The sequence below is a fragment of the Micromonospora sp. NPDC005172 genome (assembly GCF_040608555.1).
Taxonomy (GTDB): Bacteria; Actinomycetota; Actinomycetes; order Mycobacteriales; family Micromonosporaceae; genus Micromonospora.
This window is the reverse complement of the sequence record NZ_JBEXIL010000003.1, coordinates 12,629-31,523: the sequence shown is the minus strand read 5'-3', so window position 1 is coordinate 31,523 and position 18,895 is coordinate 12,629. Positions and strand designations below refer to the sequence as shown.

17 protein-coding genes and 1 pseudogene are annotated in these 18,895 nt (G+C 70.6%); all 18 read right to left on the bottom strand.

All coding sequences use genetic code 11. The annotated features are described in order from the left end of the window. Nucleotides 1–1,353, bottom strand: coding sequence for an NADH-quinone oxidoreductase subunit NuoH (gene nuoH / locus ABZV06_RS02865; RefSeq protein WP_355235644.1), 1,353 nt, complete (start codon nt 1,351–1,353; stop codon nt 1–3). After that, nucleotides 1,350–3,842 carry an NADH-quinone oxidoreductase subunit G gene (locus tag ABZV06_RS02860; RefSeq protein WP_355618049.1) on the bottom strand — a complete coding sequence of 831 codons (2,493 nt, stop codon included), beginning with the start codon at nt 3,840–3,842 and terminating at the stop codon, nt 1,350–1,352. The genes nuoH and ABZV06_RS02860 overlap by 4 nt, the downstream gene beginning before the upstream one ends. Then, complete coding sequence (gene nuoF, locus ABZV06_RS02855) at nt 3,842–5,158, bottom strand: NADH-quinone oxidoreductase subunit NuoF (protein WP_355235650.1); 1,317 nt, start codon at nt 5,156–5,158, stop codon at nt 3,842–3,844. The genes ABZV06_RS02860 and nuoF overlap by 1 nt, the downstream gene beginning before the upstream one ends. A 407-nt stretch (nt 5,159–5,565) precedes the next feature. Further along, a pseudogene (gene nuoE, locus ABZV06_RS02850) lies at nt 5,566–6,348 on the bottom strand (NADH-quinone oxidoreductase subunit NuoE); the annotation flags it as partial. Beyond that, nucleotides 6,345–7,670 carry an NADH-quinone oxidoreductase subunit D gene (locus tag ABZV06_RS02845; protein WP_355235652.1) on the bottom strand — a complete coding sequence of 442 codons (1,326 nt, stop codon included), beginning with the start codon at nt 7,668–7,670 and terminating at the stop codon, nt 6,345–6,347. The pseudogene nuoE and the gene ABZV06_RS02845, both read right to left, overlap by 4 nt. After that, on the bottom strand, nt 7,667–8,404 hold the full coding sequence (locus ABZV06_RS02840; protein ID WP_355235655.1) for an NADH-quinone oxidoreductase subunit C: 738 nt from the start codon (nt 8,402–8,404) through the stop codon (nt 7,667–7,669). Before ABZV06_RS02840 ends, ABZV06_RS02845 begins: the two co-directional genes overlap by 4 nt. Continuing rightward, nucleotides 8,401–9,078, bottom strand: a complete 678-nt coding sequence (locus ABZV06_RS02835) for an NADH-quinone oxidoreductase subunit B (RefSeq protein ID WP_030486262.1) — start codon at nt 9,076–9,078, stop codon at nt 8,401–8,403. Before ABZV06_RS02835 ends, ABZV06_RS02840 begins: the two co-directional genes overlap by 4 nt. Before the next feature lie 14 nt (nt 9,079–9,092). Beyond that, nucleotides 9,093–9,458, bottom strand: a complete 366-nt coding sequence (locus ABZV06_RS02830) for an NADH-quinone oxidoreductase subunit A (RefSeq protein WP_074316036.1) — start codon at nt 9,456–9,458, stop codon at nt 9,093–9,095. Between the two features lie 135 nt (nt 9,459–9,593). Next, a complete protein-coding gene (locus ABZV06_RS02825; protein ID WP_355235659.1) occupies nt 9,594–10,871 on the bottom strand; it encodes a geranylgeranyl reductase family protein in 1,278 nt (425 codons plus the stop codon). A 139-nt stretch (nt 10,872–11,010) separates the two neighbouring features. Further along, nucleotides 11,011–11,235 (bottom strand): hypothetical protein, encoded by a 225-nt coding sequence (locus ABZV06_RS02820; protein WP_355235662.1) that lies wholly within the window; start codon nt 11,233–11,235, stop codon nt 11,011–11,013. A gap of 91 nt (nt 11,236–11,326) precedes the next feature. Beyond that, entirely contained in the window at nt 11,327–12,037 is a 711-nt protein-coding gene (locus tag ABZV06_RS02815) for a demethylmenaquinone methyltransferase (protein ID WP_355618046.1), read from the bottom strand. Between the two features lie 126 nt (nt 12,038–12,163). Then, on the bottom strand, nt 12,164–13,420 hold the full coding sequence (locus ABZV06_RS02810) for a cell wall anchor protein (RefSeq protein ID WP_355618043.1): 1,257 nt from the start codon (nt 13,418–13,420) through the stop codon (nt 12,164–12,166). A gap of 365 nt (nt 13,421–13,785) precedes the next feature. After that, entirely contained in the window at nt 13,786–14,976 is a 1,191-nt protein-coding gene (gene mqnC / locus ABZV06_RS02805; protein ID WP_355618041.1) for a cyclic dehypoxanthinyl futalosine synthase, read from the bottom strand. Between the two features lie 93 nt (nt 14,977–15,069). Beyond that, nucleotides 15,070–16,179: a 1,2-phenylacetyl-CoA epoxidase subunit PaaE gene (paaE, locus tag ABZV06_RS02800; RefSeq protein ID WP_355618038.1), complete on the bottom strand. Its 1,110-nt coding sequence runs from the start codon at nt 16,177–16,179 to the stop codon at nt 15,070–15,072. After that, the gene (gene paaD / locus ABZV06_RS02795) at nt 16,176–16,682 is read right to left on the bottom strand and encodes a 1,2-phenylacetyl-CoA epoxidase subunit PaaD (RefSeq protein ID WP_355618035.1); all 507 of its coding nucleotides are present in this window, start codon (nt 16,680–16,682) and stop codon (nt 16,176–16,178) included. Before paaD ends, paaE begins: the two co-directional genes overlap by 4 nt. Next, nucleotides 16,679–17,404, bottom strand: a complete 726-nt coding sequence (gene paaC, locus ABZV06_RS02790) for a 1,2-phenylacetyl-CoA epoxidase subunit PaaC (protein WP_355235683.1) — start codon at nt 17,402–17,404, stop codon at nt 16,679–16,681. Before paaC ends, paaD begins: the two co-directional genes overlap by 4 nt. Then, nucleotides 17,401–17,688: a 1,2-phenylacetyl-CoA epoxidase subunit PaaB gene (gene paaB / locus ABZV06_RS02785; RefSeq protein ID WP_266248073.1), complete on the bottom strand. Its 288-nt coding sequence runs from the start codon at nt 17,686–17,688 to the stop codon at nt 17,401–17,403. The genes paaC and paaB overlap by 4 nt, the downstream gene beginning before the upstream one ends. Beyond that, a complete protein-coding gene (paaA, locus tag ABZV06_RS02780; protein WP_355618032.1) occupies nt 17,685–18,764 on the bottom strand; it encodes a 1,2-phenylacetyl-CoA epoxidase subunit PaaA in 1,080 nt (359 codons plus the stop codon). Before paaA ends, paaB begins: the two co-directional genes overlap by 4 nt. Between the last annotated feature and the right edge of the window lie 131 nt (nt 18,765–18,895).

Here is an 18,895-nt window from a genome sequence, read left to right as displayed (position 1 = left end):
TCACACCTCCCTGGAGTCCGAGCCGGCGACGATGTTGGCCGGCTCCCGCTCGGCGACCACGCGCGTGATACGCGGGCTCGGTGGTACCTGTAGATCCATCGGCGGCAGCGGGAAGCTCCCGTACGGCCGGCTGTCGACCTGCTCCTGCGTGGTCGGCTTCGGTTGCGGCTTCCGGCTCGGCCAGAAGAGCATGGCGAGCAGGAGGATGCCGGCACCGACCGAGGTCCAGATCAGTCGGTCCCGCGGCGCGAAGTCCTCGATGGAGCGCAGGCCCGAGAGGACCAGGATCCAGACCAGGTTGATCGGCAGCAGCACCTTCCAGCCGAAGCGCATGAACTGGTCGTAGCGCAGCCGGGGCAGCGTGCCGCGCAGCCACACGAAGACGAAGACCAGCGCGATCACCTTGCCGAAGAACCAGAGCATCGGCCACCAACCGGAGTTGGCGCCCTCCCACAGCGTGATCGGCCACGGCGCCCGCCAGCCACCGAGGAACAGCGTGGTGGTGACCGCGGACATGGTCACCATCGCGACGTACTCGCTGAGCATGAAGAGCGCGAACTTCAACGAGCTGTACTCGGTCATGAAGCCGGCGACCAGCTCGGACTCGGCCTCGGGCAGGTCGAACGGCGCCCGGTTGGTCTCGCCGACGGTGGCGATGAAGAAGATGACGAAGCTGGGCAGCAGCAGGATCGCGTACCAGCCCGGAGCCGGGATCTCGGTGCCGAAGATGGTCAGCCGCGTCGCGTCGCCCTGTGCGGCCACGATCCCGCTGGTGCTCATCGTGCCGGCGGTCATGAAGACCGCCACGATGCTCAGCCCCATCGCGACCTCGTACGAGATCATCTGAGCGCTCGACCGCAGACCGCCGAGCAGCGGGTACGTCGAGCCGGAGGCCCACCCGCCCAGCACGATGCCGTAGACGCCCATGGAGGAGCAGGCCAACAGCAGGAGCACGGCCACCGGTACGTCGGTGACCTGCAACGGCGTGTGGTGGCCGAAGATGCTCACCATCGGACCGAACGGCACCACCGACAGGGCGGTGACCGCGCAGATCACCGAGATCGTCGGGGCGAAGAAGTAGACGACCTTGTCGGCCGCCTTCGGCAGGATGTCCTCCTTGAAGGCCATCTTCAGGCCGTCGGCGAGGGTCTGCAGCAGGCCTAGCGGGCCGACCTGGTTGGGGCCGGGCCGCACCTGCATGTAACCGACCACGCGCCGTTCGAACCAGACACCGAGCAGGGTGGCCAGCAGACCGAAGGCGAACGCGAAGACAATCTTGCCGAGAACCAGCCACCACGGGTCCCGACCGAAGTCGGCAAGCGTCGGGTCCTGAGCCAGGACGATAGAGTTCACTGGTTACCCCCAGAACTGAGGACGGTCTCGTCGGCCGCCACGCGTCCGGCCGGGATGGCCGTACTCGGTGCGGGGACGGAGATCCGGACGACCGTCCCGGACGCCGCACCGAGGCTGCGTCGCACGGTCGAACCGGGTGAGTTCGTCGGCAGCCAGACCACGCCGTCCGGCATCTCGGTGATCTCAGCCGGCAGAGTCAGGGCGCCCCGGTCGGTGCCGACCGTGACCGCGTCACCGTCGGCGACGCCGAGCGCCTCGGCGGTGCCCTTGCCCAGCCGGACCACCGGCGGACGGGCGGTACCGGCGAGGTTCTCGTCCCCCTCGGTCAGCGTGCCGTTGTCGACGAGCTGGTGCCAGGTGGCGAGCACGGCCTCCCCCGCACCCGCGTGCGGCACGGTGGCCGGAGACACCGACGGCGCGGACGGCCGGGACATCCGCGTGGCCGGCAGCGAGCCCAGCTCGCGACGGACACTCGGCACGTCGGCGGTGCCGAGGCGGACGTCCAGGAGCGCGGCGAGCGCGTCGAGCACCCGCCCGTCGGTCATCGCGGCGGTGTTCAGCACCGCCTCGAAGGGACGCAGCCGGCCCTCCCAGTCCAGGAAGCTGCCGGCCTTCTCGACCACCGGGGCCACCGGCAGCACCACGTCGGCACGGCGGGTCACCGCGCTGGTCCGCAGTTCCAGGCTCACCAGGAACGGCACCGCGTCCAGAGCGGCCTCGGCCAGTCGCGGGTCGGCGAGGTCCGCCGGGTCGACACCGCCGACCACCAGCGCGCCGAGCTGCCCGTTGGCCGCCGCCGCGAGGATGCCGTCGGTGTCCCGACCAGCCTGGCTGGGAATCACCCCGGCCGGGATGTCCCACGCCTCGCCCAGCTCGGCCCGCGCGGCCGGTTCGGTGACCAGACGGCCACCGGGGAGCAGGTTGGGCAGGCAGCCCGCGTCGACCGCGCCGCGGTCACCCGCGCGCCGCGGCACCCAGGCCAACTTCGCGCCGGTACGCCGGGCCACGTCCGCCGCCGCGGAGAGCCCGCCCGGCACGGTGGCCAGCCGCTCGCCCACGATGAGGATCGCGCCGGGCGCGCTGAGCGCCTCGCTGACCGTGGCGTGCTCGGCGAGCACGCTGGCCTCCTCGCCCGGCACGACCCGGGCCAGCTTGGCGCCGAGCTTCTCCAGGCCGCGGGTGGCGAACGGCGCCAGCGCGTACACCGTCAGGGTCTTCTTCAGGTACGCCTTGCGCAGCCGCAGGAAGAGGATCGGGCACTCCTCCTCCGGCTCCAGGCCCACCAGCACCACCGCCGGCGCGTTCTCCACGTCGGTGTAGGTGACATCGGTGACCCCGGCGACCGAGCTGGCCAGGAAGTCGGCCTCCTCGCGGGAGACCGGCCGGGCCCGGAAGTCGATGTCGTTGGTGTTCAGCGCGACGCGGGCGAACTTCGCGTACGCGTAGGCGTCCTCGACGGTCAGTCGACCGCCGGTCAGCACGGCCGTGCCCTGGCCACCCTCGCGGGCCGCGTGCAGCCCCTCGGCGGCCCGGGTCAGCGCCTCACTCCAGGACGCCTCCCGCAGCTCACCGGTGCGCTCGTCGCGGACCAGCGGGTTGGTGAGGCGGTCGGCGGCCCGGGCGTACTGGAAGCCCCACCGTCCCTTGTCGCAGTTCCACTCCTCGTTGACCGCCGGCTCGTCACCGGCGAGCCGGCGCAGCACCTTGCCGCGCCGCCAGTCGGTGCGCTGCCCGCAGCCGGCCGAGCAGTGCTCGCAGACGCTCGGGCTGGACACCAGGTCGAACGGGCGGGCCCGGAACCGGTACTGGGCACCGGTCAGCGCACCCACCGGGCAGATCTGCACGGTGTTGCCGGAGAAGTAGGAGTTGAACGGGACGTCCCCATCGTTGCCCTCTTCGCCATACGCGTCGTCCCGGTAGATGTTGATCTCTTCGGCGGACGACCGGCCCATCAGGTCGATGAACTTGTCGCCGGCGATCTCCTCGGAGAACCGGGTGCAGCGCTGGCAGAGCACGCAGCGCTCGCGGTCCAGCAGCACCTGGCTGCTGATCGCCATCGGCTTCTCGTACTCCCGCTTGTGCTCGTGGAAGCGCGAGTCGGTGCGGCCGGTGGACATCGCCTGGTTCTGCAGCGGGCACTCGCCGCCCTTGTCACACATCGGGCAGTCCAGCGGGTGGTTGAGCAGCAGCAGCTCCATCACCCCCTCCTGCGCCTTCTGGGCGACCGGGGAGGTGAGCTGGGTCCGTACGACCATGCCGTCGGCGACGGTCTGGGTGCAGGAGGCGACCGGCTTGCGCTGCCCCTCCACCTCGACCAGGCACTGCCGGCACGCGCCAGCCGGGGCCAGCAGCGGGTGATCGCAGAACCGGGGGATCTCGGTGCCCATCTGCTCGGCGACCCGGATCAGCAGCGCCCCCTTGGGAGCGGTGACCTCGACGCCGTCGATGGTGAGGGTGACGGTCTCGGTCTGCTTGGCTACGTCGGTCATCAGTGCGCCCCTACCAGGGTCTTCTCCGACAGCATCGGAGCTTTACGACCCTCGATGTAGTCGAGGTAGTCCTGCTTGAAGTACTTCAGCGACGAGGTCACCGAGCTGGTCGCGCCGTCACCCAGGCCGCAGAACGAGCGGCCGAGGATGTTGTCGCAGGTGTCCAGCAGGGTGTCCAGGTCCTCGTGGGTGCCCTGGCCGGAGAGGATCCGCCGGTAGACCCGGACCATCCAGTAGTTGCCCTCGCGGCACGGGGTGCACTTGCCGCACGACTCGTGGTGGTAGAACTCCAGCCACCGGTACGTCGCGTAGACCGGGCAGTCCTGGTCGGAGAAGATCTGCGTGGCCGTGGTGCCCAGGATCGAGCCGGCCGCCGCCACACCCTCGAAGTCCAGCGGTACGTCCAGGTGCTCGGCCGCGAGCAGCGGGGTCGACGATCCACCGGGCGTCCAGAACCGCAGGTTGTGACCGGGCTGCATGCCGCCGGCCAGTTCCAGCAGCTCGCGCAGCGTGACGCCCATCGAGCACTCGTACTGACCCGGGTTGACGATCCGCCCGGAGAGCGAGTAGATCATCGGCCCGGAGGACTTCTCGGTGCCCATGGACTTCCACCAGTCGGCCCCACCGAGCACGATCGGCGGCACGCTGGCGATGGTGCCGACGTTGTTCACCACCGTCGGGCTCGCGTACAGGCCGTGGGTCGCCGGGAACGGCGGGCGCAGCCGGGGCTGCCCCCGGAACCCCTCCAGCGAGTCGAGCAGCGCCGTCTCCTCGCCGCAGATGTACGCCCCGGCGCCGGAGTGCACCACCAGCTCCAGGTCGTAGCCGCTGCGCAGGATGTTGCGGCCGAGGTAGCCCTTGTCGTACGCCTCCTGGACGGCGTTGCGCAACCGCCGGGCGGCGTGCACGGCCTCACCCCGGATGTAGATGTAGGCGCGGCTGGCCCGGATCGCGTACGACGCGATGATCACGCCCTCGACCAGCGCGTGCGGGTCGTGGGTCATGAGCGGCAGATCCTTGCAGGTGCCCGGCTCGCCCTCGTCGGCGTTGACCACCAGGTAGTGCGGCTTGCCGTCGCCCTGCGGGATGAAGCCCCACTTGAGACCGGTGGGGAAGCCGGCGCCGCCACGACCGCGCAGACCGGAGTCCTTGATGAGCTGGATCAGGTCGTCCGGGTGGGCCTTGAGGGCCTTGCGCAGCGCGGCGTAGCCGTCGAGCTGCTCGTACGTGCCGATCTGCCAGGCGTCCGGCGACAGCCAGCGCTTGGTCAGCACCGGCGTCAGCTTGGCCAGCGTCTCCGGGCGGGGAGTGGTCACTTCTGGGCCCCCGTTTCGCTCGCGGCGGCGGGGTTCGTGCCATCCGCGTCCGCCGACGCTTCGGTGAGGTTGCGCTCCTGCGCGCCGGTCGAGTCACCGGCGGGCTTGCCGTCGCCGGCCGGAGCGTTGGCCGCCGTGCCGGCGGCCTCGGCGGCCTGCGCGTCGCGCGGGGCCGGCGGCGACGCCTCCGCCGGCATCTTCGTGCCGGGCGCGTCCGGCACGGCCGTCTGCGCGTCGGGCTGCCGGGTCTCGGCGGTACGCACCTGCGGCGACTTGTCGTCGGGTGCCTTGACGTCCGGCGCGGTGCTGCCGGTGGCCGCCTCGGGCCTGGTGGTCTCGACGGCCGTCGGCTCGGCCGCGCCGGTCGTCCCCGTCGGCGCGGACGCCCCGTCGCCACCCTTGACCGGGGCTGCGGTGGCCTCGGCGGGCGCCGGCTTGGCGGCCTCGGCATCGGCCTTCGCCCGGTCCGCGTCGGCCTTGGCCTTCGCCGCCGCCTTGTCGGCCTCGGCCTTGCTCCGGATCGGGGTGTTCGGGTCGAAGCCCGGCACCGAGACGCCGTGCTCCTGTGCCAGCCGCAGACCCCGCAGGGTCGGCTCACCCGGCCCGCCGTCGGCAACCGCGCCCTCGCGCTCGTCGGCGAAACCGGCGAGCTGGACAGCCATCTCCTTCAGCGTGCACAACCGCGCGCCGCGCGTCGGCATCGGCCGGCCGCCCGCGCGCAGGTCGTCGACCACACCGACCGCGGTGGACGGGTCCACACCGTCGAAGAAGTCGTAGTTGACGGTCATCACCGGGCCGTAGTCACAGGCCGCCAGGCACTCGGCGTGCTCCAGCGTGATGGTGCCGTCGGCGGTCGTCTCGTCGTGCCCGACGCCCAGGTGCTCGGCGAGGGTGTCGTAGACCTCCTGGCCGCCCAGCACGTTGCACATCGTGTTGGTGCAGACGCTGACCAGGAAGTCGCCGGTGGGCTTGCGCTTGTACATGGTGTAGAAGGTGGCCACCGCCCCGACCTGGGCCTTGTTCAGCCCCAGCACCTCCGCGCAGAACGTCACTCCGGCCGGGGAGACGTACCCCTCCTCGGCCTGGACCAGGTGCAGCAGCGGCAGCAGCGCCGAGCGGGACCGGTCCGCCGGATAGCGGGCGATGATCTCGCGCGCCCGCTCCCGCGTCGTGTCAGTGAAGACGTTCATCGGTCACACCCACCCATCACGGGATCCAGCGAGGCGCCGCCGGCGATCACGTCGGCGATCAGGCCGCCCTCGGCCATCGCCGGGAGGGCCTGGAGGTTGACGAAGCTCGGCTCCCGGTAGTGCACCCGGTACGGCCGGGTGCCACCGTCGGAGACGGCGTGCACGCCCAGCTCGCCGCGCGGCGACTCGATGCCGACGTACACCTGGCCGGGCGGGACCCGGAAGCCCTCGGTGACCAGCTTGAAGTGGTGGATCAGCGATTCCATCGACTGACCCATGATCTTCGCGACGTGCTCCAGCGAGTTACCCATGCCGTCGACGCCGATGGCGAGCTGCGCGGGCCACGCGATCTTGCGGTCGGCGACCATCACCGGGCCCGGCCGCAGCCGGTCCAACGCCTGCTCGACAAGCTTCATCGACTCGCGGATCTCGGCGAGCCGGACCTGGTACCGGCCCCACACGTCACCGTCGGGGTGGGTCGGCACGTCGAACTCGTACGTCTCGTAGCCGCAGTACGGCATGGTCTTGCGCAGGTCCCAGGCGAGCCCCGCCGAGCGCAGGACCGGACCGGTGATGCCGAGAGCCACGCAGCCGGTGACGTCCAGCACCGCGACGCCCTTCGTCCGCTCGGTCCAGATCGGCTGGCCGGAGAGCAGGTCCTCGTACTCCTTGAGCTTCTTCGGCATCATCTTCAGGAAGTCACGGATCTTGCGGACCGCGTCGTCCGGAACGTCCTGCGCCACACCGCCCGGACGGACGTACGCGTGGTTCATCCGCAGGCCGGTGATGGTCTCGAAGATGTCGAGGATGTACTCCCGCTCGCGGAAGCCGTACAACATGATCGAGATCGCGCCCAGCTCCATGCCGGTGGTGGCCAGCCAGACCAGGTGCGACGAGATCCGGTTGAGCTCCATCATCAGCACGCGGATGGTGGTGGCCCGCTCGGTGACGTCCTCGGTGATGCCGAGCAGCTTCTCCACGGCCAGCGCGTAAGCGGTCTCGTTGAAGATCGGGGCGAGGTAGTCCATCCGCGTCACGAACGTCGAACCCTGTACCCAGTTGCGGTACTCGAGGTTCTTCTCGATGCCCGTATGCAGATAGCCGACGACCGAGCGGGCCTCGCGGACCGTCTCGCCCTCCAGCTCGAGGACCAGTCGCAGCACCCCGTGGGTCGACGGGTGCTGTGGACCCATGTTGACCACGATGCGCTCGTCGTTGATCGGGTCGGTGCCCGACACGACCGTGTCCCAGTCCCCCCCGGTGACGGTGAAGACCCTGCCCTCGGTGGTCTCGCGTTCGGTCGCGTAGTTCGACGTGGTCACTGGTAGGACCTCCTACGGTCCGGCGGTGGAATTTCCGCACCCTTGTACTCGACGGGCACACCACCGAGCGGGTAGTCCTTGCGCTGCGGGTGGCCCTCCCAGTCGTCCGGCATGAGGATCCGGGTCAGGTTGGGGTGGCCGTCGAAGACGATGCCGAACATGTCGTACGCCTCCCGCTCCTGCCAGTCGGCCGTCGGGTAGATGGCCGTGACGCTGGGCAGGTGCGGAGAATCGACCGGGACCGCGGCTTCCAGCCGGACCCGACGCCGGTACGTCATCGAGGTGAGCAGGTAGACCACGTGCAGCCGGCGCTCGTCGGCGCCGAGGTAGTCCACCCCGGACACCGAGGAGCACAGCTCGAACCGCAGCGCCATGTCGTCGCGCAGCACCTGGCAGACCTCGGCGATCCGCTCCGGGCGTACGTGCAGGGTCAGCTCACCCCGGTCGACGACGACCTTCTCGATCGCGTCGCCAAAGGCGGGGTACGCCTCTTCCAGCGCGTCGCGGACCTCGTCGAAGTACCCGCCGTACGGCCGGGCGGCCTCCTCGATCGGCTGGCGCGGACGGACCAGGCCGCCGTAGCCGGACACGTCGCCGGTGCCCTGGTTGCCGAACATGCCGCGACCCGCCGGGCTGGCCGTCGGGTACTCGGCTCCGGCGGTGCTGCTCGCGCCGGGCGGCGTCACCGGCACCGGCACCCCGCCGTCGTTGGTCTTGTCCGTGGGAGACGTCATTTCGGGCCTGCCTGCGGGTGGAGATGGTTCTGGGCGTTCATCCAGTTCTCAATCCGCAACTGCTCCTCGCGCCCCTCGCGGACCGCCCGGGTCCACTCGGCACGCCGGGCCTTGTCGCTGCGGTAGGAGGACGGCATCGAGCCGTACGGCACGACCGGAACGTCGCCGCGCTCCTGGCGGGCCGCCAGCATCTTGCGGCCGTTCGGGCCCAGCGGCTCGTACATGATCTTCTCGCGGAGCTTGAGGATCGCGTCGATGAGCATCTCCGGCCGGGGCGGGCAGCCGGGCAGGTACATGTCGACCGGCACCACGTGGTCGACGCCCTGCACGATGGCGTAGTTGTTGAACATGCCGCCGCTGCTGGCGCAGACACCCATGGAGAGCACCCAGCGGGGCTCGGCCATCTGGTCGTAGATCTGGCGCAGCACCGGCGCCATCTTCTGGCTGACCCGGCCCGCCACGATCATGAGATCGGCCTGCCGGGGCGAGGCCCGGAAGACCTCCATGCCCCAACGGCCCATGTCGTAGTGCGGACCACCGGCGGCCATCATCTCGATGGCGCAGCAGGCCAGGCCGAAGGTCGCGCCCCACACGGACGACTTCCGGGACCAGTTGACCAGCTTCTCCACCGAGGTGAGCAGGACGCCGGCGGGGAGCTTCTCCTCGATGCCCATCTGACGTTCCTTCCTCAGTCCCAGTCCAGGCCGCCGCGACGCCACACGTAGGCGTACGCAACGAAGACCGCGACGATGAACAGGACCATCTCCACGAAGCCGAAGATCGGCAGGGCGTCGAACGAGACCGCCCAGGGGTAGAGGAAGATGATCTCGATGTCGAAGACGATGAAGAGCATCGCCGTCAAGTAGAACTTGATCGGGAACCGCCCACCGCCGACCGGCTGGGGGCTGGGCTCGATGCCGCACTCGTACGCCTCGAGTTTGGCCTTGTTGTAACGACGGGGACCGGCGAAGCGGGCGGCGCCGACGGAGAACAGCGAGAACGCCGCGGCGAGGGCGAACAGCCCGATGATCGGTGCGTAAGGCGAGAGCGTCATCGTTTTCTCCTGCTCGTCCTTCCCTGCCGTCAGTGCTTGACGAAAATCACACTATTCACGTCCCTCGCCGTGCCTGCCGGCGGGGGTCGATCTTTGTCGACGCCGGGGCTGTGACCAGCACCGATGCCGTCCTGTCTAGACCGCTGGCGCGGCCTTCGTCAGCGCATTGATGACCCGGTCCATCGCGTCCCCACCTCGGGGGTCGGTCAGGTTGGCCAGCAACTTGAGGACGAATCGCATCAGCGTCGGATGAGGCATGCCGTGCTTGGTGGCGATCCGCATGATCTCCGGACGGCCGATCAGTTTCACGAAGATGCCGCCGAGGCGGTAGTAGCCACCGAGGCGGGCCTTCAGCTCGTTCGGGTACGCCAGTAGCGCCCGCTCCCGCTCCGGACCGGCCGGACGCGCGAGGGCCTGCACCGCCACCTCGGCGGCCAGCTCGCCGGACTCCATGGCGTACGCGATGCCCTCACCGTTGAACGGGTTGACCATGCCGCCGGAGTCGCCGACCAGCAGAACCCCGCGGGTGTAGTGCGGCACCCGGTTGAAGCCCATCGGCAGCGCGGCGCCGAGGATCGGGCCGTCCGCGTTGGTTTCGTCGGTCATGCCCCACTCGGCCGGCGTGTTGGCCAGCCAGTCGGTGAGCAGCCGGCGGTAGTTGGTCTTGCCGAACGCGGACGACGAGTTGAGCACGCCGAGGCCGACGTTCACCCGACCGTCACCGAGCCCGAAGATCCAGCCGTACCCGGGTAGCAGGTTGTCGCCGCTGTCCTTGCTGCGCAGCTCCAGCCACGACTCCAGGTAGTCGTCGTCGTGCTTGGCCGGGGAGTGGTAGTAGCGGCGGACGGCCACACCGATCGGCCGGTCCTCCCGCTTGGTGAGCCCGAGCGCGAGCGGGAACCGACCGGAGACCCCGTCGGCGGCCACGACCAGCGGTGCGTGGAAGGTGGCGGGCTCCTTGCCGGGGCCCACCTCGGCCTCGACGCCGGTCACCCGACCGTCCTCGTCGAGCACCGGGCCCAGCACGTTGACGTTGGTGCGCAGTTTGGCGCCGGCCGCGACCGCGCGCTGGGCGAGCAGGTCGTCGAAGTCGAGGCGGGTGCGGACCAGGCCGTAGTTGGGGAAGCTGGCCAGCTCGGGCCAGTCCAGTTCCAGCCGTACGCCGCCGCCGATCACCCGCAGGCCCTTGTTGTGCAGCCAGCCAGCCTCGGGCGAGGTGTCCACGCCCATCCGGATGAGCTGACGCACCGCACGCGGGGTCAGTCCGTCGCCGCAGACCTTCTCCCGGGGGAACTCGGTCTTCTCCAACACCAGGACCCGTACGCCGTGCCGAGCCAGGTGGTACGCAGTCGCCGATCCACCGGGACCGGCGCCGACGACGATGACATCGGCGTCATGTTCCACCGCGGTCATTCGCGCCTCCTCCCGCACGCTCGTGAAATGCTTCACAAGCCAGACGGGACGAGTGTATGACCGGCGTCATACCAGCGCAGGATCAGGGGTACCTAACTCGCCGATGTGACAGCCGGCGACCGTCCACAGCGGGCGGGTGTCAGGCCGGGCTGGGCGCTTCCAGGCCGGCGTCGACCCGGATCGTCTCCGGTAGGTGCTCCCGCAGCGCGCCGCCCGCCGCCCGGTCCAGCGCGGCCAACACCTCGGCGACCACCTGGCGGACGTCCGCCGGATCAGCGCCCGCCAACGCGCGCAACTGCGCGATGAGTTCGGCCGCGTCGTCGTCGGTGGCGGCCACCGGGCTCGCCGGGTCTGCTCCGGTCATGCCGACGAGCGTACGGGGCAAAGTGGACTAAAGCCGGATTTTTCTGAAACGCGGGGATGCCTCGCGTGCTACCCGCAGGGCACCTCGCCCGCTACTCGCGGACGCCCCGGTGCAGCGCCACCACGCCGCCGGTCAGGTTGCGCCACGCCACCCGACCCCACCCGGCCGCGGCCACCCGCCCGGCCAACGCCGCCTGGTCCGGCCAGGCCCGGACCGACTCGGCCAGGTAGACGTACGCGTCGGGGTTGCTGGAAACCGCGCGGGCGACCACCGGCAGCGAGCGCATCAGGTACGACAGGTAGACCGTCCGGAAGACCGGGTTCACCGGGGTGCTGAACTCGCAGACCACCAGCCGGCCACCCGGCCGGGTCACCCGCGCCAACTCACGCAGCGCCGCGTCGGTGTCGTTGACGTTGCGCAGCGCGAACGAGATGGTCACCGCGTCGAAGCTCGCGTCGGCGAACGGCAGGCGCAGCGCGTCGCCGGCCAGCAGCGGCACCTCGGGACGGACCCGCTTGCCGACCTGCAACATGCCCAGCGACAGGTCCGCCCCCACCGCGTACGCCCCGGACTGGGCCAGCTCCCGGGTCGACACACCGGTGCCAGCCCCCACGTCCAGCACGCGCTCGCCCGGATGCAGGCCGAGAGCCGCGCGGGTGGCCCGCCGCCAGGAGCGGTCCTGACCGAAGGCGAGCACGGTGTTGGTCAGGTCGTAACGCTCGGCCACGCCGTCGAACATCGCGGCGACCTCGTGCGGTTGCTTGTCGAGACTGGCGCGCTGGCCCTGCGGGTTACGGCTCACCTCGTCCACTCTGCCAGCCGCGCGCGAGCCGTCGGCCGCTGGGTCCGCGTACCCCAGACTCCCGATGTCGTCGATACGCGAAAGGGCGGGGTGGTCACCCACCCCGCCCTTTCGTCGCGCCTTGTGTCAGTCGGTCGACGTCTCGTCGCCGGGGGCCACCACGACGACCCTGCGGCGGCGGGACAGCACCAGCAGCGCCCCACCCACGAGCAGGATCAGAGCACCGATGCCGCCGATCACGCCGACCTGCACACCGGTCACCGGAAGCCCGCCACCGCCGGAGCCACCGCCGCCGGCAGTCGGCGACGTGGACGTGCCCGGCGACGTCGTACCACCCGGCGTCGGAGTCGCCGTCGGGGTGGGCGTGACGGTCGGCGTCGGGGTCGGGGTGGGCTGCGCGCTGAGGTCGACGAACACGTCGAACTGCGCGGTGTTGTCCACCTCGTCGGTCTCGGTGAACGCCCGACGCTGCGCGCCGGAGGCGACCCTCGGCTCTTCCTCGGCGCTCCCCTGGGCGGCGTCGAGACCGGCGGCCCAGACGAACCCGGGCCGGAGCACCGGCTCGGTGACGTCCGCGCCGACCTTCACCCGCACGTCGGCCGTGTAGAACTGCCCCGGCTTCAGCACCACACCGGTGTCCTCGCAGTAGGCGTTCGCGAAGCCACCCAGCGGCTGCTCGACACAGCCCTCCGGCAGCTCGGCGAAGGTGACGCCCGCCGGCAGGGTGATCCCATACGCCACGCCGGTCGCCTTGCGGCTGCCGTCGTTGTAGACCGCCCAGTCCAGGGGTGCGGTCCCGCCCGCCTTGACGGGCTTCAGGCCGGTCTCGCCCGCCTCGTCGCCGTCCACCGCCACGTCGGCGTAGACGTCCTGCACCCAGGTCGTCAGGTCGTAACCCGGCTTGGCGACGGTGATGTCGTGCCGCACCTTGTTGTCGCGCGGGCTGGGGTCGGAGGTGGCCGAGCTGATGCTGACCACCAGCGTGCCGGCGTCGCCGCGACCGCCGGTCGAGAAGATCGGGATGCCGAAGTCCTCGGTGGTGCCGCCGGCCAGATCGCCGAGCAGGCAGGTGAAGGTGGTGCCGGTGACGTCGCACCCGTCCGGGACGAGCACGCCGACCTTGCGGTTCTTCAGGCCCTTCGTCTCGACGGTGACCCGGATGTCCTTGGCGTCGACGGTGCTCCGGGTGTTGTCGACCTGAAACTTGAACGGCTTGGCCTTGGCCGCCTTGACGCCCTTTGCCAGCTCGTAGCTGAGCGGCGTCAGGGCCAGGTCGGCCTGGTCGGCGGCCTGCGCCGGGGCGGCCACGGTGGCCACGCCACCGGCCGCGAGCAGGGCCACGACGCCGGCACGCACCAGGGCCGAGCGGTGGAACGCTGTCATCAGTCCCCCGGGGGGTAGGGAAGAAAATAGGAACGGTTGCGCCGAACGAGCGGACGTTATCCGAGGTCGATGTCCCACGCCAGCGCGTCGGGCGGTTTCCAACCGTCCGGACTGGACCCGGCACACGGTACGGGCGGGATGGTCACCCATCCCGCCCGTACCGCTGTGCGTTATGTGAACGACCCTCATGGGTCGATGGAGGACTACCTCGGACGACGGCCGCACGCTATCCGCCGGCGATCATCTCCACCACCCCCGCAGAGGGCCGTATGCCGCCTCGGGCACCGGGAAGACCCGTACCGCCGACCACTGCCGCGCGGAAGCACGACCCCCAGGTCAGCCGAACGGCCGGGCCACGTCGAGCCTCAGTTGACCTCGACCAGCGGCAGCGACCGGCCCGCGCCGCCGCCCGGCAGCGCGATCGAGGAGAAGTGCGAGACCACCCGCTCGTCGGCCGGATCGTCGGCCGGCGTGTGGTGCACCGCCAACCGGTTGTAGAGGGTGTCGCGCTGGGCCGGAATCCGGTCGGCAGAGCGGATCATGCCGATCAGCTCGTGCAGGTTGGAGCGGTGCCGGGCGCCGGCGGAGGAGATCACGTTCTCCTCCAGCATGATCGAGCCGAGGTCGTCCACGCCCATGTGCAGGGCGAGCTGCCCGACGTCCTTGCCGGTGGTCAACCAGGACGCCTGCAGGTGCGGCACGGTCTCGAAGAAGAGCCGGGCCACCGCGACCAACCGCAGGTATTCCAGGGTCGTCGCCTGCGTACGGCCCTTGAGGTGGTTGTTCTCCGGCTGGTACGTCCACGGGATGAACGACCGGAACCCGCCCGTACGGTCCTGCACGTCGCGGATCATCCGCAGGTGCTCGATCCGCTCGGCGTGCGTCTCGCCGGTGCCCATCATCATGGTGGCGGTCGACTCGACGCCCTGCCGGTGGGCCAGCTCCATGACCTCCAACCAACGCTCACCGGACTCCTTGAGCGGGGCGATGGCCTTGCGCGGACGCTCGGGCAGCATCTCCGCACCGGCGCCGGCGATCGAGTCGAGGCCGGCGGCCTTGATGCGGGCGATGGCCTCGTCCAGGCTCACGCCGGAGACCTTGGCCATGTGCAGGATCTCGCTCGGCCCGATCGAGTGGATGACCAGCTGCGGGTACGCCTGCTTGACCGAGGAGAACAGCTCCTCGTAGTACTCGACGCCGTAGTCCGGGTGGTGCCCGCCCTGGAGCATCACCTGGGTCGCGCCCAGCTCGACCGCCTCGCCGCAGCGGCGCAGGATCTCCTCCGTGGGGTGCGTCCACCCCTCGGAGTGCTTCGGCGCCCGGTAGAACGCGCAGAACTTGCACGCCGTCACACAGACGTTCGTGTAGTTGATGTTGCGATCGATCAGGTAGGTGACGACGTTGTCCGGATAGCGCCGCCGGCGCACCGCGTCCGCCGCCTCGCCCAACGCGTGGAAGGGCGCCTCGGTGTAGAGCAGCAGCGCCTCCTCGGGCGTGATCCGCCCGCCGTCCGCACCACGCTGCAGGATGTCGTCGATCTCCCGGCTCACCGTCACAACCCCGAGCCTACGTCGGCCGCTCGGCGACCCGCGCGCCACCGGGTCGGCGGTGACGAGCGCCCCAGCACGCCGCGCCGCCCGCCCGGGCCGTCAGGCGTCGTAGTCGACCGTCAGGCGGTCGGTGGTCGGGCTGGACTGGCAGGTGAGGACGTAACCGGCGGCCAGCTCGTCGGGCTCCAACGCGTAGTTGCGGGCCATCGTGACCGAACCGTCGACGACCTTCGCCTTGCAGGTCGAGCAGACACCGCCCTTGCAGGCGTACGGCAGCTCGCCGCGCACCTTCAGCGCGGCGTCCAGCACCCGCTCCTCGCGGCCCATCGTGAAGCTCGACGACCGGCCGTCCAGCACGATGGTGACGTCCGTGCCGATGCCCGGCCGCTCGCTGGGGCGCGTCACCGGCTCCGGCGGCGCGTCGACGTGGAACAACTCGGTGTGCACCGCGGATTCCGGCAGACCGCGCGCGGCCAGCACCTCCCGGGCGTCGACCACCATGGCGTACGGGCCGCAGAGGAACCACTCCTCGATGACCTCGCCGGGCACGATGGAGCCCAGCAGGCGCGCGAGCCGTTCGGCGTCGATCCGCCCGGAGAGCAGCGGCGATTCGCCCTGCTCCCGGGACAGCACGTGCACCAGGTGCAGCCGGGAAGGGTAGCGGTCCTTCAGGTCGGCCAACTCCTCGGCGAACATCACCGTGTTCGCCGTGCGGTTGCCGTACACCAGGGTGAAGGTGCTGGCCGGTTCGACGGCCAGGGCCGTCGCGACCAGCCCGAGCACCGGGGTGATGCCGGAGCCGGCGACGACCGCGCCGTAGTGGCGGGCCCGGTCCGGCGCGAACGCCGTGGTGAAGGTGCCCAGCGGCGGCAGCACCTCGACCGTGTCGCCGCCGCGCAGCGCGCCGCAGGCGAAGGCCGAGAAGGCGCCGCCGGGAACCTCCCGCACCCCGATCCGCAGCCGGCCGCGCCGGGCCAGATCATCGGGGGTGGAGCAGATCGAGTACGACCGGCGCACGTCCTCGCCGTCGTCGGTCACCCGCCGCACGGTCAGGTGCTGACCCGCGCGGAACGCGAAGGTGTCCCGCAACTCCTCGGGTACGGCGAAGGTGACCGCCACGGAGTCGTCGGTGAGGCGGTCGACGGCGGCCACCGACAGCGGGTGGAAGGCAGGTCGGCGACGGACCGGCCGGGAGATGGTGACTGTCACAGCGCCTTCAGGTGGTCGAAGGGTTCGGAGCAGGAACGGCAACGCCACAACGCCTTGCACGCGGTCGAGCCGAACCGGCTGACCTGTTCGGTCTCCGGCGAGCCGCAGAGCGGGCAGCGGACCGCGAGGGTCAGCGCGACCACGCCCGGGGCGTTCGCCGGCGCGGGCGGGGCGATCCCGGCTGAGGCGAGCTTGGCCCGACCAGCAGCGGAGATCCAGTCGGTGCTCCACGCCGGGCTGTAGACAGTCCGCACGTCGACGTCCGGATGGCCGGCCGCCGCCAGGGCACGGCGCACGTCGGCCCGGATCACGTCCATCGCGGGGCAGCCGGTGTACGTCGGGGTGATGGTGACGACGACCCGACCGGTGACCGGGTCCTGCTCGACCGCGCGCAGGATCCCCAGCTCGTCGATCGTGATCACCCGGATCTCCGGGTCCACCACGCTCGCCGCCGCCGTCCACGCGTCGGTCCCGGTCCGCTGTGCGATCACTCCCGTGCTCACCACTGCGCCCCCGGGTGGGCGCGGTGCAGCACCTGCATCTCGGCCAGCAGGTAGGACAGGTGCTCGGTGTGCACGCCGGCCCGCCCGCCCGTGGGCGCCCAGCCGCGCTCGGGGCGGGTGAGCGTCGCCTCGGCCAGCACCGGCCCGACGACCTCGTCGAACGCCGGCCGCAGACCCTCCGGATCCACCGGCGCCGCCGGGTCCGCCGCGAACAGCTCATGGGTGTACGGCCAGACGTGGTCCACGGCCTCCTGCATCCGGCGGTGCGACTCCTCGGTGCCGTCGCCGAGCCGCTTCACCCACAGCGCGCCATGGTCCAGGTGGTACGCCGACTCCTTGCGCGCCTTCGCGCCGATGGCGGCCAGTCGTTCGTCCGAGCAACCGGCGAGCGCGGTGTAGAGCGGCACCTGGTACGCCGCCAGGAAGAACAGCTTCGCCATGGTCACCGCGAAGTCGCCGTTGGGCAGCTCGACCAGGAGCACGTTGCGGAACTCGCGGTCGTCGCGCAGGTACGCGAGCGCGTCCTCGTCCCGACCCGCCGCTTCCAGCTCACCCGCGTACGACAGCAGCAGGCGGGCCGCGCCGAGCTGGTCGAGCGCGATGTTGGCGAGCGCGATGTCCTCTTCCATCTCCGGCGCGCGGGTCGCCCACTCGGCCAGCCGCTGCGCGGCGACGAGCGCGTCGTCGCCCAGGGCGAGAGTGAAGGCGAAGGGCCCGTTCACAGGTGTGCCACCCCGTCCGGCACCTCGTAGAAGGTCGGGTGGCGGTAGACCTTGTCGGCGGCCGGGTCGAAGAAGGCGTCCTTCTCGTCCGGGCTGGACGCGGTGATCGCGCCCGCCGGCACCACCCAGATCGACACGCCCTCCTGGCGGCGCGTGTAGAGGTCGCGGGCGTTGCGCAGCGCAAGCTCGGCGTCCGGAGCGTGCAGGCTGCCGACGTGGGTGTGTGACAGGCCGCGCCGTGCCCGCACGAAGACCTCCCACAGAGGCGAGTGTTCGTTGCTCACGCGGCCACCTTCTCCCTGGTGTCGACCTGCTTGGCGGCGTACGCCGTGGCGGCCTCGCGGACCCATGCGCCGTCGTCGTGGGCGGCCCGACGGTGCGCCATCCGCTCCCGGTTGCATGGTCCGTTGCCCTTGATGACCCGCATCAGCTCGTCGTAGTCCGGCTGGCTGTAGTCGTACGCCTGCCGCTCCTCGTTCCACCGCAGGTCGTCGTCGGGGATGCGCAGCCCGAGGACCTCGGCCTGCCCGACGCACATGTCGACGAAGCGCTGGCGCAGGTCGTCGTTGGAGAAGCGCTTGATCTTCCAGGCCATGGACTGGGCGGAGTGGGTGGAGTCGCCGTCCGGCGGGCCGAACATGGCCAGCGACGGGTACCACCAGCGATCGACCGCATCCTGGGCCATGGCCTTCTGCGCCACTGTGCCGTGCGCGAGGGTGTGCAGGATCTCGTAGCCCTGGCGCTGGTGGAAGGACTCCTCCTTGCAGACCCGGATCATCGCCCGGGCGTACGGCCCGTAGGAGCACCGGCACAGCGGTACCTGGTTGACGATCGCCGCGCCGTCCACCAGCCAGCCGATCGCGCCCACGTCAGCCCAGGTCAAGGTGGGGTAGTTGAAGATCGAGCTGTACTTCTGCCGGCCGTCGAGCAGCAGCTGGACCAGTTCGTCTCGGCTGATGCCGAGGGTCTCGGCAGCGGCGTACAGGTAGAGGCCGTGGCCCGCCTCGTCCTGCACCTTGGCCAACAGGATGGCCTTGCGCTTGAGCGAGGGGGCCCGACTGATCCAGTTGCCCTCGGGCTGCATGCCGATGATCTCGGAGTGGGCGTGCTGGGCGATCTGCCGGATCAGCGTCCGGCGGTACGCCTCGGGCATCCAGTCGCGCGGTTCGATCTTCTGCTCCGCGTCGACGACCTCGGTGAAGTAGGCCGCCAGGTCCTCGTCCGGCGCCGGGCCGCCGCGGCGCTCACGAGCGGCGGCGGCCCGCAGTTCGGCCTCGGCCGCCTCGACCTCACCGAGCAGGCCCGCGCCGGGCGCGTCGTCCGGTACGTCGCCAGGGGCGGAGAAGTCGTTGCCATACATGAGGACAAGTGTTACAGCTTGCGCCCGAATGCACTAGGGGGTGTAACAGGAAACCCGAGTGACGTTCCGTCACTGATCGGCGGTTTACCGCTACCCACCGCAACCGCTACCCCTATGACGTGGCTCACCGA